Annotated in this window: 11 protein-coding genes and 1 pseudogene; 4 read left to right on the plus strand and 8 right to left on the minus strand. The window is 72.3% G+C overall.

Going from position 1 to position 14,948, the window contains the following annotated elements:
* Positions 1–7: 7 nt before the first annotated feature.
* The 5 genes from ACGWYJ_RS25825 to ACGWYJ_RS25845 all read right to left on the minus strand — a co-directional run bounded on the left by ACGWYJ_RS25825 (position 8) and on the right by ACGWYJ_RS25845 (position 7,689).
* Positions 8–1,507: a DHA2 family efflux MFS transporter permease subunit gene (locus tag ACGWYJ_RS25825; protein WP_395108911.1), complete on the minus strand. Its 1,500-nt coding sequence runs from the start codon at positions 1,505–1,507 to the stop codon at positions 8–10.
* A 459-nt stretch (positions 1,508–1,966) separates the two neighbouring features.
* Positions 1,967–3,118, minus strand: coding sequence for an acyl-CoA dehydrogenase family protein (locus tag ACGWYJ_RS25830; protein ID WP_395108912.1), 1,152 nt, complete (start codon positions 3,116–3,118; stop codon positions 1,967–1,969).
* A gap of 31 nt (positions 3,119–3,149) precedes the next feature.
* Positions 3,150–4,103 carry a hydroxymethylglutaryl-CoA lyase gene (locus ACGWYJ_RS25835; RefSeq protein ID WP_395108913.1) on the minus strand — a complete coding sequence of 318 codons (954 nt, stop codon included), beginning with the start codon at positions 4,101–4,103 and terminating at the stop codon, positions 3,150–3,152.
* Positions 4,100–6,064 carry a biotin carboxylase N-terminal domain-containing protein gene (locus ACGWYJ_RS25840; RefSeq protein WP_395108914.1) on the minus strand — a complete coding sequence of 655 codons (1,965 nt, stop codon included), beginning with the start codon at positions 6,062–6,064 and terminating at the stop codon, positions 4,100–4,102. Before ACGWYJ_RS25840 ends, ACGWYJ_RS25835 begins: the two co-directional genes overlap by 4 nt.
* 17 nt (positions 6,065–6,081) lie before the next feature.
* A complete protein-coding gene (locus ACGWYJ_RS25845; protein WP_395108915.1) occupies positions 6,082–7,689 on the minus strand; it encodes a carboxyl transferase domain-containing protein in 1,608 nt (535 codons plus the stop codon).
* A 107-nt stretch (positions 7,690–7,796) separates the two neighbouring features.
* Here ACGWYJ_RS25845 and ACGWYJ_RS25850 point away from each other — a divergent pair, with 107 nt between their 5' ends.
* The 4 genes and pseudogenes from ACGWYJ_RS25850 (at position 7,797) to ACGWYJ_RS25865 (ending at position 11,698) form a co-directional block, all read left to right on the plus strand.
* Positions 7,797–8,432: a TetR/AcrR family transcriptional regulator gene (locus ACGWYJ_RS25850; RefSeq protein WP_395108916.1), complete on the plus strand. Its 636-nt coding sequence runs from the start codon at positions 7,797–7,799 to the stop codon at positions 8,430–8,432.
* A gap of 131 nt (positions 8,433–8,563) precedes the next feature.
* Positions 8,564–9,618, plus strand: a pseudogene (locus ACGWYJ_RS25855) (AMP-binding protein); the annotation flags it as partial.
* Between the two features lie 162 nt (positions 9,619–9,780).
* Positions 9,781–10,146 carry a hypothetical protein gene (locus ACGWYJ_RS25860; RefSeq protein ID WP_395108923.1) on the plus strand — a complete coding sequence of 122 codons (366 nt, stop codon included), beginning with the start codon at positions 9,781–9,783 and terminating at the stop codon, positions 10,144–10,146.
* Positions 10,147–10,447: 301 nt separating this feature from the next.
* The gene (locus ACGWYJ_RS25865) at positions 10,448–11,698 is read left to right on the plus strand and encodes a hypothetical protein (RefSeq protein WP_395108917.1); all 1,251 of its coding nucleotides are present in this window, start codon (positions 10,448–10,450) and stop codon (positions 11,696–11,698) included.
* A gap of 281 nt (positions 11,699–11,979) precedes the next feature.
* On the opposite strand, the gene ACGWYJ_RS25870 is transcribed toward ACGWYJ_RS25865, so the two are convergent.
* The 3 genes from ACGWYJ_RS25870 to ACGWYJ_RS25880 are packed head-to-tail and all read right to left on the minus strand — an operon-like array spanning position 11,980 to position 14,701.
* A complete protein-coding gene (locus ACGWYJ_RS25870; protein WP_395108918.1) occupies positions 11,980–12,762 on the minus strand; it encodes an ABC transporter ATP-binding protein in 783 nt (260 codons plus the stop codon).
* The gene (locus tag ACGWYJ_RS25875; protein ID WP_395108919.1) at positions 12,759–13,784 is read right to left on the minus strand and encodes a FecCD family ABC transporter permease; all 1,026 of its coding nucleotides are present in this window, start codon (positions 13,782–13,784) and stop codon (positions 12,759–12,761) included. Before ACGWYJ_RS25875 ends, ACGWYJ_RS25870 begins: the two co-directional genes overlap by 4 nt.
* The gene (locus ACGWYJ_RS25880) at positions 13,781–14,701 is read right to left on the minus strand and encodes an ABC transporter substrate-binding protein (protein ID WP_395108920.1); all 921 of its coding nucleotides are present in this window, start codon (positions 14,699–14,701) and stop codon (positions 13,781–13,783) included. The genes ACGWYJ_RS25875 and ACGWYJ_RS25880 overlap by 4 nt, the downstream gene beginning before the upstream one ends.
* Positions 14,702–14,948 lie beyond the last annotated feature (247 nt).

Genomic DNA, 14,948 nt, shown 5'->3' on the forward strand with positions numbered 1-14,948 from the left:
GCCGCCTCTAGTGCATCATCACCGGGGCGTCGACCGGGGCGTCGTCCTTGCCGTCCAGGTCGCTCGCGACCGGCCTCCTGCGCGGCAGCAGCAGCGCCGGAAGGAACGCCAGCGCCAGCAGGGCCAGCGACCACCAGTAGGTGGTCTGGAAGGCGTCGGCCATCTTGTTCATGATGTCCGCGATCATCTGCGGCGGGATCTGGGCGCCCGACGGCACCTCGGCCGCCATGCCCCCGCCGCCACCGCCGAGGCCGCGGCTCTCCATCTGCGCGGTCAGCAGCACCGCGATGAACGCGGTGCCGATCGAGCCCGCCACCTGCTGGATGATGTTCAGCGCCGTGCTGGCCCGCGGCACCTCGTCGTGCGCCAGCGTCTGCATGGCCGCCGACATGGTCGGCATCATCGTCATGCCCATGCCGAGGCCCATCACGAACAGCGCGCCGCCCAGGCCCCAGTACGAGGCGTCGACGGTGAGCTGCGAGGCGAACAGCGCCACGCCCGCCACCACGATCGACAGCCCGCCCAGGACCACCTTGCCGGGACCGACCCGGTCGGTGAGCTGACCGCCGATCGGCATCGTGACCATCGCGCCGAAGCCCTGCGGAGCCAGCAGCAGGCCCGCGGAGAACGCCGACTCGCCCCGCACCACCTGGTAGTACAGCGGCAGGATGAGCATCGCGCCGAAGAACGCGCAGGCGAACAGCACCATCGTGCCGGAGGCCGCCGCCACCGAGCGCCGCCGGAACAGCCGCAGGTCGATCAGCGGGTTGGTGTTGCTTCGCTGCAGCGCCCTGATCACGAAGCCCAGCACCAGGACCACACCGCCGATCGTGGTGATCAGCACGTCGGTGCGCCCGAAGTCGGACTTCTCGGCACCGGTGGCCAGGCCGTAGATCAGCCCGGCGAGGCCGGGGGACAGCAGCAGCAGGCCGGGGAAGTCCAGCCGCTCGGCCGGGCGCGGCTCGTCCCGCTTCAGGATCCGCCAGGCCAGCGCCAGGGCCAGCGCGCCGAGGGGCACGTTGATGTAGAAGATCCAGCGCCAGGAGACGTCGTCGACCAGCCAGCCGCCCAGGATCGGGCCGGCGATCGGGCCGAGCAGCATCGGGATGCCGACGATGCTCATCACCTTGCCGACCCGCGACGGGCCCGCCGCCTGGGTCAGGATCGTCATGCCGGCGGGCATGATCATGCCGCCGCCGAGGCCCTGGAGCACCCGGAACAGGATCAGCGACTCGGCGCTCCAGGCCATGCCGGCCAGCGCCGAACCGGCCACGAACAGGCCGATCGAGATCATGTACAGCCGCTTGGTGCCGAAACGGGCGGAGGCCCAGCCGGTCACCGGGATGACCGTGGCGAGCGCCAGGGTGTAGCCGGTGGCCACCCACTGGATCGTGGACAGCGGCGCGTCGAAGTCCTCCGTCAGGTGCTTGAGCGCGACGTTGACGACCGTGATGTCCAGGATGGACATGATGGCGCCGAGGACGACGACCATGGCCACTGCGAGCACGCCGCGATCAAGCCCTCCGTCGGAGTCCTGGACCTTGGGGCCGTCCGCCGCGTGTGGTGACGCGGGTCCCTTCAACTGTGTGTTCCAATCGTCGTGCCCGGACATGCGGGCAGGCTTGCAAGGTCAGAGGGCTGGGGTGCGCCAGCAAGGTACTGCAGTCGCTGACGAGACTGCGAACGGTTTGTCTGGTGACGAGTATTCCGTCAGCCACCGACAATCCGCCGATCGCCCCCGGTTGAGGGCCGGATTCCGGCCCTGGTCAGGCGGGTGCCGCGCGAGTGTGACACACCTTACATTCCCCCGATATCGTCGATTTCCGTCTACATGCGGATAGACCCATCCTGACCCGAGAACTCATCGGTGCGCGACCGGTCTGTTGGCGCGATGTGGCCGTGACGCCGCAACACAGTGACGCCGCGGCGATATGGCCGCGGCGTCACGAGGAGCGTGCGTGGGGTCTCAGACGGAGGCGGGCAGGCCCAGGGCGCGCGCGATCAGCATCCGCTGGACCTCGGACGTGCCCTCGCCGACCTCCAGGATCTTGGCGTCCCGGTAGAAGCGGCCCACCGGGTACTCGTTCATGAAGCCGTAGCCGCCGAAGATCTGCGTGGCCTCGCGGGCGTTGTCCATCGCGGCGTTGGACGCGGCCAGCTTGGCGATCGCCGCCTCCTTCTTGAACGGCTCGCCCGCGAGCATCCGCGCGGCGGCGGCGTAGTAGGCCAGCCGCGCGGTGTGGACGCGCAGCTCCATGTCCGCGATCTTGAACTGGATGGCCTGGTAACGGCCGATCTCCCGGCCGAAGGCGACCCGCTCCCGCACGTACCGCAGGCACTCGTCCACACAGCCCTGGGCCAGCCCGACCGACAGCGCGGCGATCGCGATGCGGCCCTCGTCCAGGATCCGCAGGAACTGCGCGTAGCCGCGGCCCCGCTCGCCGACCAGGTTCTCCGCGGGCACCCGGACGTCGTCGAACGACAGCTCGCGGGTGTCGGACGCAGACCAGCCCACCTTGGAGTACTTCCTGCCGACCGTGAAGCCCGGGGTGCCGTTCGGGACGAGGATCGTGGAGATCTCGCCGTCGCCGGTGAGCGCCGCGACGGTGACGAACGCGGTGATGTCGGTCCCGGCGTTGGTGATGAAGGACTTCGAGCCGTTGATGACCCAGTGGTCGCCGTCCAGCCGGGCGGTGGTGCGCATGCCGCCGGGGACGTCCGAGCCGCCGCCGGGCTCGGTCAGCCCGAACCCCGCCAGCCGCTCGCCGGACGTGAGCCGCGGCAGCCACTCGGCCTTCTGCGCCTCCGAGCCGAACCGGTGGATCGGCATCGCGCCCAGCGACACCGCGGCCTCCAGCGTGATCGCCACCGACGAGTCCACCCGGGCCAGCTCCTCCAGGGCCAGGCAAAGGGCGAAGTAGTCCCCGCCCATGCCACCGTGCTCCTCGGGGAACGGCAGGCCGAACAGCCCCATCTTCCCCATCGCCGCGACGATCTCGTACGGGAACTCCGCCCGCTCGTACAGGTCGCCGATCACCGGGGCCACCGACTCCCGGGCGAACCGCTCGACCGTCCGCCGCAGCTCCTCCTGCTCCTCGGTGAGCGTGAAGTCGATCATGAGTGCACTCCGTCCATGGTCGCGGCCCCCGTCACGTGCTCGCCCCGGTACTCGTTCTTCCGCCGTCGTCCGCCGGGGACAGGGCCTGGACGACGCGGGACGGGCTGGGCCGGCCGAGGCGCCCGGCCATCCAGCGGCTGGTGGCGACGAGCCTGTCCAGGTCGACGCCCGTCTCGATGCCGAGCCCGTGCAGCATCCACACCAGGTCCTCGGTGGCGAGGTTGCCGGTGGCGCTCTCCGCGTACGGGCAGCCGCCGATCCCGCCCGCCGAGGCGTCCACGGTCGTCACCCCGGCGCGGAGCGCGGCGAGCGTGTTGGCGAGGGCCTGGCCGTAGGTGTCGTGGAAGTGGACGGCCAGCCGCTCGGCGCCGATACCGGCCGCGACCATCGCCTCGATCAGCGCGGTCACCTGGCCGGGCGTCCCGACGCCGATGGTGTCGCCGAGGCTGATCTGCGAGCAGCCCAGCTCCGCGAGACGGGACGCGACGGACACGACCCGGTCGATCGGCACCTCGCCCTCCCACGGGTCGCCGCAAACCATCGAGACGTACGCGCGCACCCACAGGCCGTCGGCGAGGGCGCGCTCGATGACCGGCGCGAACATCGCCAGGGACTCCTCGACCGTCCGGTTGAGGTTGCGGCGCGCGAACGACTCGGTGGCGCTGGCGAACACGGCGATCTCGGTCACGCCGTTGGCCAGCGCCCGGTCCAGGCCGCGCTCGTTCGGCACCAGCGCGGGGTAGCGCGCCGACGGCGAGCGCGGCAGCGCGCCCAGCAGGTCCTCGGCGTCGGCGAGCTGCGGCACCCACGCGGGGTGGACGAAGCTCGTGGTCTCGATCGTGCGGAGCCCCGCGTCGGCCAGGCGCACCACGAACTCGGCCTTGTCGGCGACCGGGACGATCGTCTTCTCGTTCTGCAGCCCGTCGCGCGGCCCGACCTCGTAGATCGTCACCCGCTCCGGCAGGCCCTCCATCGGGACCCTCATGCCTCCCCCTCGATGACGGCCAGGACGGCGTCCAGGGCGACCTGGGCGCCGGCGCGGGCCGGCAGCCGCGTGACCACGCCGGCGATCGGCGCGGTGACCGTGTGCTCCATCTTCATCGCCTCGACGACCACGAGTGGCCGGCCCGCCGTCACCCGGTCGCCCTCGGCCGCCTTAACGGCGAGCACCGTCCCGGGCATGGGGCTGCGCAGCACCCCGTCCCCGGCGACGACCGCCGCCGCCGGATCGTCGGCCCGGACGTGCTCGGCCAGCGCCCAGGCGTTCCCGTCCCGTCCCAGCCACAGCGTGCGGTCCTCGCGCGCCGCCGCGAACGTGACGGTGCGCCCCCCGTAGGTGAGGACGAGCGACGCGGGACCGCCCTTGCGCAGTGATACCCGCACCGGTGCCTCGCCGCCCACGGTCACGAGCGCGTCGTGCGCGCGGCCCTGGACGCGGACCTCCACCGGGTCCCCTCCGGCCGGCGTGATGATCCAGGACGTCCAGGCCGGGGCGCCGGGACGCCAGCCGTCCGGGACGGCCCACGGGTCGGGATCGCCGGTCTCCAGGGCGAGCATGCGTTCCAGCGCGGCGGCGACGAACGCCTCCGGCGGGACGGCGGAGGCCGGTGCCGGCTCGTCCAGGGAGCGTTCGACGAGGCCGGTGTCCAGGCGTCCGGCGACCACCTCGGGGTGGCGCAGCAGCTCGCGCAGGAAGGCGACGTTGGTCGGGACGCCCAGCAGCGTGTACGAGGCGAGCGCCCTGTCCAGGCGGCGCAGCGCCTCGGCGCGATCCGACCCCCATGCGATCACCTTGGCCAGCATGGGGTCGTACGACCCGCCCACCTCGGTGCCCTCGGCCAGCCCCGAGTCGACCCGGACGGAGCCGCCGGTGGACGGCTCGTCCAGGAGCAGGACCCGGCCGCCGGTGGGCAGGAAGCCGCGGGACGGGTCCTCGGCGTAGACGCGGGCCTCGATCGCGTGGCCGTTCAGCCGCACCTCGTCCTGCGTGAAGGGGAGCGGCTCACCGGCCGCCGCCCGGAGTTGCAGCTCGACGAGGTCGAGGCCGGTGACCTCCTCGGTGACGGGGTGCTCGACCTGGAGCCGGGTGTTCATCTCCATGAAGAAGTACTCGCCCGGCCGGTCGGCGGAGACGATGTACTCCACCGTCCCGGCGCCCACATAGCCCACGGCGCGCGCCGCCGCGACCGCGTCGGCGCCCATGCGGTCCCGCGTCGCCGCGTCCAGCAGCGGCGACGGCGCCTCCTCGACGATCTTCTGGTGGCGGCGCTGGAGGCTGCACTCGCGCTCGCCCAGATGGACGGTGCCGCCCCGGGAGTCGGCGAAGACCTGGATCTCGATGTGCCGGGGGTTCTCCACGAACCGCTCGGCCAGCAGCGTCCCGTCCCCGAACGCGGCGATCGCCTCCCGGCGCGCGGCGGCGATCGCGTCGGGCAGGTCCGCGGCGTCGCGGACCAGCCGCATCCCCTTGCCGCCCCCGCCCGCGGACGGCTTGAGCAGGACGGGCAGCCCGATCTCCAGCGCGGCCCGCGCCAGCTCGTCGTCGGACAGGCCCGGCTCGTCCCGTCCGGGCACGACCGGGACCCCGGCGGACGCGACGGCGCGCTTGGCGCGGATCTTGTCGCCCATCGCCTCGATCGCCTCGGCGGGCGGGCCGACGAAGGCGATGCCCGCGGCGGCGCAGGCGCGGGCGAACGCGGCGTTCTCGGCCAGGAACCCGTACCCGGGATGGACCGCCTCCGCCCCGGTGCCGCGCGCGGCGCCGACCACCGCGTCGATGTCGAGGTAGGACGGGACGCGCACCGCCTCGTCCGCCGCCCGGACGTGGGGCGACGCCGTGTCGGCGTCGGTGTGCACCGCCACCGACCGGATCCCGAGCCGGCGCAGGGTCCGGAACACCCGGAGCGCGATCTCACCCCGGTTGGCCACCAGGACGCTCTCGAACACGTCGTTCCCCCGCTTCCCTACATCCGGAAGACGCCGTAGCCGACCGGCTCCAGCGGCGCGTTGGCGGCCACGGACAGGCCCAGCCCCAGCACCCGGCGGGTGTCGCGCGGATCGATGACGCCGTCGTCCCAGATCCGGGCCGTCGAGTAGTACGGGTTGCCCTGCCGCTCGTACTGGTCGCGGATCGGGGCCTTGAACTCCTCCTCGGCCTCGGCCGGCCACGCGTCCCCGAGCTGGTCGCGGCGGACCGTCGCCAGGACGGCGGCCGCCTGCTCGCCGCCCATCACCGAGACGCGGGCGTTCGGCCACATCCACAGGAACCTGGGCGAGTAGGCCCGGCCGCACATGGCGTAGTTGCCCGCGCCGAACGACCCGCCGATCACCACCGTGAACTTCGGGACGCGCGCGCACGCCACCGCCGTCACCATCTTCGCGCCGTGCTTGGCGATGCCGCCCGCCTCGTACTCGCGGCCCACCATGAAGCCCGTGATGTTCTGCAGGAACACCAGCGGGACCGAACGCCGGTCGCACAGCTCGATGAAGTGGGCGCCCTTCAGGGCCGACTCGCCGAACAGGATCCCGTTGTTGGCGACGATGCCCACCGGGTGGCCGTGGATGCGGGCGAACCCGGTGACCAGGGTCGTCCCGTACTCCTTCTTGAACTCGTGGAGGCGGCTGCCGTCCACGATCCGCGCGATCACCTCGCGGACGTCGTAGGGGGTCCGCGGGTCGGGCGGGACCACCCCGTACAGCTCGGCGGGATCGGCGGCCGGCTCCTCCGGCTCGGCCACGTCCCAGGGCCGCGCGGCGCGGGGCGCGAACGTGGCGGCGATGTCGCGGACGATCGACAGCGCGTGCGCGTCGTCCTCGGCCAGGTGGTCGGTGACGCCGGACGTGCGGGAGTGCAGTTCGCCGCCGCCCAGCTCCTCCGCGGTGACGACCTCGCCCGTGGCGGCCTTCACCAGCGGCGGCCCGCCCAGGAAGATCGTGCCCTGGCCGCGGACGATCACGGCCTCGTCGCTCATCGCCGGGACGTAGGCGCCGCCCGCCGTGCACGAGCCCAGCACGGCGGCGATCTGCGGGATGCCCTCGCGGGACATGGTGGCCTGGTTGTAGAAGATGCGCCCGAAATGCTCCCGGTCGGGGAAGACCTCGTCCTGGAGCGGCAGGAACGCGCCGCCCGAGTCCACCAGGTAGACGCAGGGCAGCCGGTTGTGGAGGGCGACCTCCTGCGCGCGCAGGTGCTTCTTCACCGTCATCGGGTAGTACGTGCCGCCCTTGACCGTGGCGTCGTTGGCGACCACCACGCATTCGCGGCCGGCGATCCGCCCGATCCCGGTGATGATGCCCGCTCCGGGCGCCTCGCCGTCGTACATGCCGTGCGCGGCGAGGGGCGACAGCTCCAGGAACGGCGATCCGGGGTCCAGGAGCGCGTCCACCCGGTCGCGGGGGAGGAGCTTGCCGCGCGCCACATGCCGCTCGCGCGAGCGCGGCGGCCCGCCCTTCGCGGCCTGGTCGAGGCGCTCGCGCAGCTCGGCCGCCAGCGCCTCGTTGTGCGCGGCGTTGCGCTTGAACGCCTCGTCGCCGGGGTCGGCGCGGGTCGCCAGGACCGGTGGTCCGCTCATCGCTCGCTCACTCGCCGTTCCTCGTACGGTCGCCGGGCTCGCCAGTTAATGATGATTAACAATGGCGATGTTAAGGCACATTAACAACGCCAGTCTAGACTGTTCTCATGACCCAGGCCACCGGCGAACCCCCGCACCCGCCTCCGTCTCCGCTTCCCGCGAGCGCGGCCGGCGCGCCGGGCCCGGTGAACCCGCGGAGGGCCGAGATCCTCGCGGCCGCCGCCGAGCTGTTCGCGCGCCGCGGCTTCCACGGCGTGTCGATCGGCGACCTCGGACGCGCCGTCGGGCTCACCGGCCCCGCGCTCTACCGGCACTTCCGCGGCAAGGAGTCCGTGCTCGCCGAGATGCTGCTGGACATCAGCCGGCGGCTGCTGGACGAGGGCGTCCGCCGCGCCGCCGTCCCCGACCCGGCGGGGGCGCTGGACGGGCTGCTGCGCTGGCACATCGCCTTCGCCCTCGACAACCCGGCGCTGATCACCGTGCACGGCCGGGAGCTGGACAACGTCCCGGAGGCCGCGCGCAACCAGGTCCGCAGGCTCCAGCGGGCCTATGTCGAGGAGTGGGTGAGCGTCCTCCGGCGCCTGCGTCCCGAGGAGCCCGCCGACCGTACCCGGGCGGCCGTCCACGCCTGCTTCGGCCTGCTCAACTCGACCCCGCACAGCGCCACGGACCTGGATCGCGAGGCCATGGCCGACCTCCTGCACGCCATGGCCCACGCGGCCCTCCGGGCGCCCGGCGGCTGACCGGCCATGGGGGCCGGGCAGGGAAGTAACTGGACACTTATTTTTGGACCGTTCCCAGCCTTGACTTCGCGTACCGGACATAGCTGCATGGACTCCATCGGCGATCACGCCGTCCGGCACGAGGAGACCGCATGGGAAACACGGAAGTCGAAGGCGTCAGCTTCTACGAGATCGCGGCCGCGCAACCCGACCGTCCCGCGTTCCTGGGCGGGGACGCGCCCGCCACCTACGGCGCGCTGCACGCGCAGGTCAACCGGCTCTCCCATGCGTTCGGCGACCTCGGGATCGGGCCCGGCGGCACGGTGGCCACCGTCGTCGGCAACCGCGCCGAGTTCCTGACCGTCATGCTGGCGGCGCTGCAGTCCGGCCTCTACCTCGTCCCCGTCAGCCGGCACCTCACCGCCCCCGAGATCTCCTACATCCTGTCCGACAGCGGCGCCCGGGCCGTGGTCACCGAGGGGACGTTCGCGTCCACGGTGGCCGGCGCCGCCGCCGAGGCCGGCATCCCGCCCACCGGGCGGGTCACCATCGACGCGCCCGCGGACGACGGCTTCACCGGCCTCACCGAGCTGATGGAGGGACGCCCCGAAGAACCGCCCGCCACGCGCAAGATGGGCTCGGTGATGCTCTACACGTCCGGCACGACGGGCAAGCCCAAAGGGGTGCAGCGCCCGCTGCTGGACTACCCGCCCGAACTGCCGATGACCGTGCTCAGGCAGACCCTCGTCAAGCACCTCGAACTGGAACCCGGCGACGAGGTCCACCTGGCGGTCGGGCCGCTCTACCACTCGGCCCCGTGCATCCACGCGCTGCTGGCGCTCAGCCTCGGGCACGCCGTCGTCGTCAGCGAACGCTTCGACCCCGAGGGCACGCTCGACCTCATCCAGCGGTACGGCGTCACCAACTCCTTCATGGTGCCGACGATGTTCCACCGCATGCTGGGCCTGCCCGCCGAGGTCCGCGAACGGTACGACGTGTCGTCCCTGCGGCAGGTGTACCACAGCGCCGCCCCGATCCCCGTGGACACCAAGCGGCGCATGCTCGACTGGTGGGGCCCGTCCTGTACGAGTACTACGGCTCCACCGAGAGCGGCCCCGTGGTCGTCGCCCGCCCCGAGGAATGGCTCGACCACCCCGGCACCGTCGGCCGTCCCGTCGAGGGCGTCGAGATCAAGATCTTCGACGAGTCCGGCACGGAACTGCCGCCCGGCGAGCCCGGCCTGATCTACGCGCGCGGCCAGGGCGGCTTCGAGTACCACGACGACCCCGGCAAGACCGCCGCCAGCATGCTCGGCGACTTCTACACGCCCGGCGACATCGGGTACCTGGACGCCGACGGCTGGCTCTACATGAGCGACCGCCGCACCGACCTCATCATCTCCGGTGGCGTGAACATCTACCCGGCCGAGATCGAGGCCGCGCTGCTCCAGCACCCGGACGTCGGCGACGTCGCGGTCATCGGCGTACCGGACGAGGACTGGGGCCAGAGCGTCGTCGCCCTCGTCGAGCCCGCGGACGGCGCCGTCCCGGGCGACGAACTCGCCGCCGCGCTGCTGGCCCACTGCGAGCCACGGCTGGCTCGGCTCAAGCATCCGCGGCGCATCGAGTTCCGCCCCTCGCTCCCGCGCACCCCGTCCGGGAAACTGAGCCGCGCCCGCGTCCGCGAGTCCTACCTGCGGGAACTCGGCGACAAGGGGGAACAGCCGGTGCCGTGAGGCGAAAGGGGCGAAATCGCCCCGCGATGCGTCGAACGCCTCACGGCGCGCATGCGTACAACGGCACATGACGGACCAGAAGGTCGCTCCGCTCGGCGATGACGTCATCCCCGCTCGGACCGCTCGCGGCGCGGGGCCGACCTCGGCCCGCCATGCCCGCCGCTCCCCGACCGCCGCGCCCGAACCGGGCGGACCCGGGGGCACGGACCGCGGCACGCCGGCCGGTTCCCCGGCCGGCGATGCGAGCGGCGCGGTCCGTGACCCCGCGGCCCCGCCCACGGAACCGGCCACGGGGAGCGGCGTGCCGGCCCCCCGCCACGCACGGCACGAGAACACCGGCCGTCCTTCGGACCAGGACGGCCACACGGCACCTCCCGCCCCGTCCACCATGACGGGAGCGAACCCGACCGTGCCGTTCTCCGCGCTCAACGCCTGGGCGAAGGCGCCGCTCGCCGCGAGGCAGCACGACCCGGAGCCTCCCTCGGTGGTGACGCGGTGGGACACGCCCGTGATCCGCGACCTTGAGGACGCTCTCCAGGCCGATGAGGAGACCGGTGAGCGGCCCGCCGACACCACCGCGATCTCGCCGTGCGCCAACTGCGGGCGCCCCGTCCCCCAGCCCGGACACGGTACCCGGACGGTCCGCTACTGCCAGGACAACGGCGGCGCGTGCGGCGAAGCGGCCATTCGCCGCCGCGAGCAGAACCTCAACGCCCCCGGAGTGACCGGCCAGCTCGCCTGGGCGTGGGCCATGGTGGACCGGCTAGAGAGCATGACCGAACGGCTCGCGGGCTCGCTGGCGTCCGAACTGAGCGTCGCCGGGGCTCGCGCGGAAGCCCTCACCCAGGCCGTCACCGCGCACGAGGAACGCGACGCGGCGCGCGGCCAGGCCGAGACGGCGCTCCGCCAGGCCGCCGTCGAACGGGCGCGCGCCGAGGCCGCCGAACGGGACGCCGCCGCGGCCCGCGCCGCCGCCGAGCAGGCGATCGCCGACAGGGACGCCGCGCTCCGCGAGTCCGCGCGGGCCAGGGAGGCGTCCGAGCAGGCCGAGGCGGCACGGGCCACGGCGGAGAACGAGCGCGACCGCGTGCTCGGACGCGAACGCGACCTGCTCGAAGCCCTGGAGGAGGCACGCTCGGAGCTGGTCGAGCTGCGCGCCCGCGTCTCCGAGTCCGAGAAGATCATCGAGGTGCGGCGGATCGAGGCCACCGAGGCGCGCCGGTCCACCGAGGACCTGCGCGCCGCCGTCCGGGAGGCCGAGACCAAGCGCGGCCAGGCGGTGGCCGACCGCGACCAGATCCAGGCGCGCCTCCAGGAATGCGAGCAGCACAAGTGGCAGCTCGCCCGCGCCGTGGAAGACCTCCGCGCCGCCATCGCCACCCTCACCGTCGAACGCGACGCCGCCCGCGACGAGGCCGAACGCGCCCGCCGCCGCGTCGACGCGATCGCCCACATGACCACCCCCCACACCAGCACCCGCCCACCGGTCGAGCAGGAGCCGCCTACCGGACTGCACCCGCTGAACGGTATGCACCTGCCCCCCGCCGGTTAAGCCCAAAGGAGGTGGTGTCTCTCCCACACAGCTCTGGCCCTACGGCCGCCGCGCCGCACCGGGGTGGCGCGGCGGCCGGTCACACCCCAACTCCACGCAACCAACACCTACACGCCCGAACCGCGAGACCCTCCTCACCTACCCGCGGGCGCCCATGCAGTCCCTGTCCAATGCGTACGCGGGCGTCGGAATGCGCGTTTGCGGCATCCTGCGCGGGAACCGCTGTGCTGGCTGCGGCCGACTGGCACGCGACCGGCTGTCACGTGTGGTGGCGAGCTGTCTCAGTTGGGTGTGCGTGTGCGGTCCAAGGAGAGGATCGGGCGTCCATCGGGTCCTGGTTCGATGCGTACGCGGGCGTCGAAATGCTCGGCGATGGCGTCCCGTGTCAGGACCTCACCCGGCGGGCCTGCGGCGGCCACCCGTCCGCCCGACAGCAGCACCAGCGCGTCGGCGTACTGACCGGCCAGGGTCAGATCGTGGATCGTGGTCAGCACGGTCAGCCCGTCGGCCAGCCGCAACTGGTCGATCAGCTCCATGACCTGCTGCTGGTGACCGATGTCGAGCGCGCTCGTCGGCTCGTCCAGCAACAGCACCGACGTCTGCTGCGCGAGCGCGCGGGCCAGCACCACCCGCTGCCGCTCGCCACCCGACAACTGGTCCAGCGGGCGCGCCGCGAGCCCCGCGAGGTCGAGCCTTTCCAGCACCTCGGAAGCGACCGCCCGATCACGGGCGTCCTCGCGGCCCAGATGCGGAATGTACGGGGAACGGCCCAGCAGGGTGTAGTCGAAGACCCGCATCCCGGCGGGCAGTCTCGGGCTCTGCGGCGCGTACGCGACCAGCCGTGCCCGCTCCCGCGGCTTGAGCGTGCGCGGATCGGTACCGGCGACCGTGATCTCGCCCCGTCCCGACCGCAGTCCCAGAATGGCGCGCAGCAGCGTGGACTTGCCCGCCCCGTTCGGGCCGATGACCGCCGTCCACGACCCGGACGGCACGTCCAGGAAGACATCGTCGAGCACCTTCCGTCCCCCCAGGGAGACCTCCAGTCCACGGATCGCGATCGTCACGGGCCGACCTCCCCGCGGGTGGCGCGCAGCACCGCCACGAAGAACGGACCGCCCACGAAGGCCGTCACCACGCCCAGCGGCAGCTCACCGGGCGCGACCACGCTCCGCGCCACCAGGTCGGCCACGCCCAGGAACGCCGCGCCGCCCAGCAGCGACAGCGGCAGCACGACCCGGTACGAACCCCCTGCCAGGCGCCTCACCGCGTGCGGGACGACGATGCCGACGAACCCGATCAGTCCGCTCATCGCCACCGCGCACGCCGTCGCGAGGGACGCGGCGACGATGACGACCAGCCGTACCCGCGGCGCCGGAACCCCCAGCGACTCCGCTTCCTCGTCGCCCACGCTCAGTACGTCCAAGAGCCGCCCGTGCAGGAGCAGCACCACGCTGGACACCAGCGCGTACGGCGCCACCATCCCGAGCTGCCGCCAGTCCGCCGAGCCCACGCCGCCAAGGATCCAGGAGTAGATGCGCTGCAACTCCTCCGCCTTGGCCTGTTGCAGGAACGTCTGGACGGCCGCGAGGAAACTCGATACCGCCACCCCGGCGAGCACCAGCGTGGCAGCCCCTCCCGTGGCCATGCTCCCCAGCGCATAAGCCATGAGCACGCCGCCGATGGCCCCTGCGAACGCGGCCACCGGCACGGCGTACACGGGGTCACCCGGCATCATCACGATGACCAGGGTCGCGCCCACACCGGCCCCTGCCGCCGCCCCCAGAAGGTACGGGTCGGCCAGCGGGTTACGGAACACTCCCTGATAGCCCGCGCCGGCCATGGCGAGCAACCCGCCGACCAGCGCGGCCATCAACACCCGGGGCAGCCGCAACTCGAACAGCACGTTGCGCTCGATGACGCTGAGCCCCGAGTCTAGGTCCACGAACGGCAGCCGATCCAGCAGTTCGCGCAGCACGCCACTGACCGGCAGGTCGGCGGCGCCCACCACCAGCCCCGCCACAAGCGTCACCAGCAGAAGGACCAGGCCCACGCCCAGCGGCAGCGGCCGCAACCGCGCAGGCGTCACCGGTCGGCCGGGGCCTTCCGCACCGCGTCCGCGATGGCCTGGACGAACTCGGGCAGGCGAGGACCCCAGCGGGAGGCGAGGTCATCGTCCAACTCCACGACGCCACCCCGCTTCACGGCCGTCAAGTCCTTCCACCCCGGCCTCGTCGCGACGGTCTCCGCGTTCTGGCCGCAGCACTTGGTGTCACCCAGGAACACCAGATCGGGGTCGCTCTTCAGCAGGTACTCCTGGGACAGCTTCGGATACCCACCGGCCGCCTTCTCTGCGTCGTCCGCGATGTTCTCGAGCCCGAAGAGCCCGTACACCTGCCCGATGAACGTCTTGGACGTCACCGTGTGCAACTGGTTGTCCAGCTCGTGGTAGTAACTGAGCCCCTTGCCCTCGCCGCCGGACCCGACCGCCTGCTGGATCTTCGCCCGCATCTCGCCCGTCAGCCTCCTGGCCTCCTCGGCGTGCCCGGTGGCGATCCCCAGGTCCATGATCTCGTCGTACGCCTCGTCCAGCCTGGTGGCGGACGGCTCCAGCAGCACCGGCACCTTCACCTTCTCCAGCGCCTGCACGATGCCGTCGATGTCGTCGGACACCACCACCAGATCGGGTTTGTACCCGACCACCGCCTCGGCGTTCGGCTTGAACCCCGACAGCTTCGTCTTCGGTGCGTTCGCCGGATGGTCGGAGTACTCGTCCACCGCCACCACCTGCGCGCCCGCGCCGATGGCGAACAGCGTCTCGGTGTGCGTCGGCGACAGCGACACGATCCGCTTGGGCCGTTCCGGGATCGTCACGCTCCCGTTCGCCGCCTGGACCGTGACCGCCGCACCCCCTCCCGGACTCCCGCCGCCCTCATCGGAGCAGCCGGCCGCGAACGACACGACACACATCACCAAAGCCGCGCCGAGCGCACGTACGGATCTCAAAGGGGCCTCCAGGGCTACGGGAAGACACAACCCGTCGCCATGGATGACGGATCGCCTTCCGCGAGGTCGATGAACGTCCACGCGCACGGAGGCGACCTGGCTAGCCCCAGAAGGGACATCACAGTTGCGGGACAGCGCCGGAATCACACCGGACTTCGCTCCATAACGCGCTCAAACCGCACGCTATCAGCCCTCATTTCCCACCCCACTCCCAAGCCCCCCAAACTTGATCGGAACCCCTACCTAG

Source organism: Actinomadura sp. SCN-SB (assembly GCF_043906805.1).
Classification (GTDB): domain Bacteria; phylum Actinomycetota; class Actinomycetes; order Streptosporangiales; family Streptosporangiaceae; genus Spirillospora.

What these genes read in the sequence shown, in the direction of transcription:
- ACGWYJ_RS25830 (WP_395108912.1), bottom strand. Translation starts at nt 3,118, where the DNA reads ATGATCGACTTCACGCTCACCGAGGAGCAGGAGGAGCTGCGGCGGACG.
- ACGWYJ_RS25835 (WP_395108913.1), bottom strand. Translation starts at nt 4,103, where the DNA reads ATGAGGGTCCCGATGGAGGGCCTGCCGGAGCGGGTGACGATCTACGAG.
- ACGWYJ_RS25845 (WP_395108915.1), bottom strand. Translation starts at nt 7,689, where the DNA reads ATGAGCGGACCACCGGTCCTGGCGACCCGCGCCGACCCCGGCGACGAG.
- ACGWYJ_RS25850 (WP_395108916.1), top strand. Translation starts at nt 7,797, where the DNA reads ATGACCCAGGCCACCGGCGAACCCCCGCACCCGCCTCCGTCTCCGCTT.
- ACGWYJ_RS25860 (WP_395108923.1), top strand. Translation starts at nt 9,781, where the DNA reads ATGAGCGACCGCCGCACCGACCTCATCATCTCCGGTGGCGTGAACATC.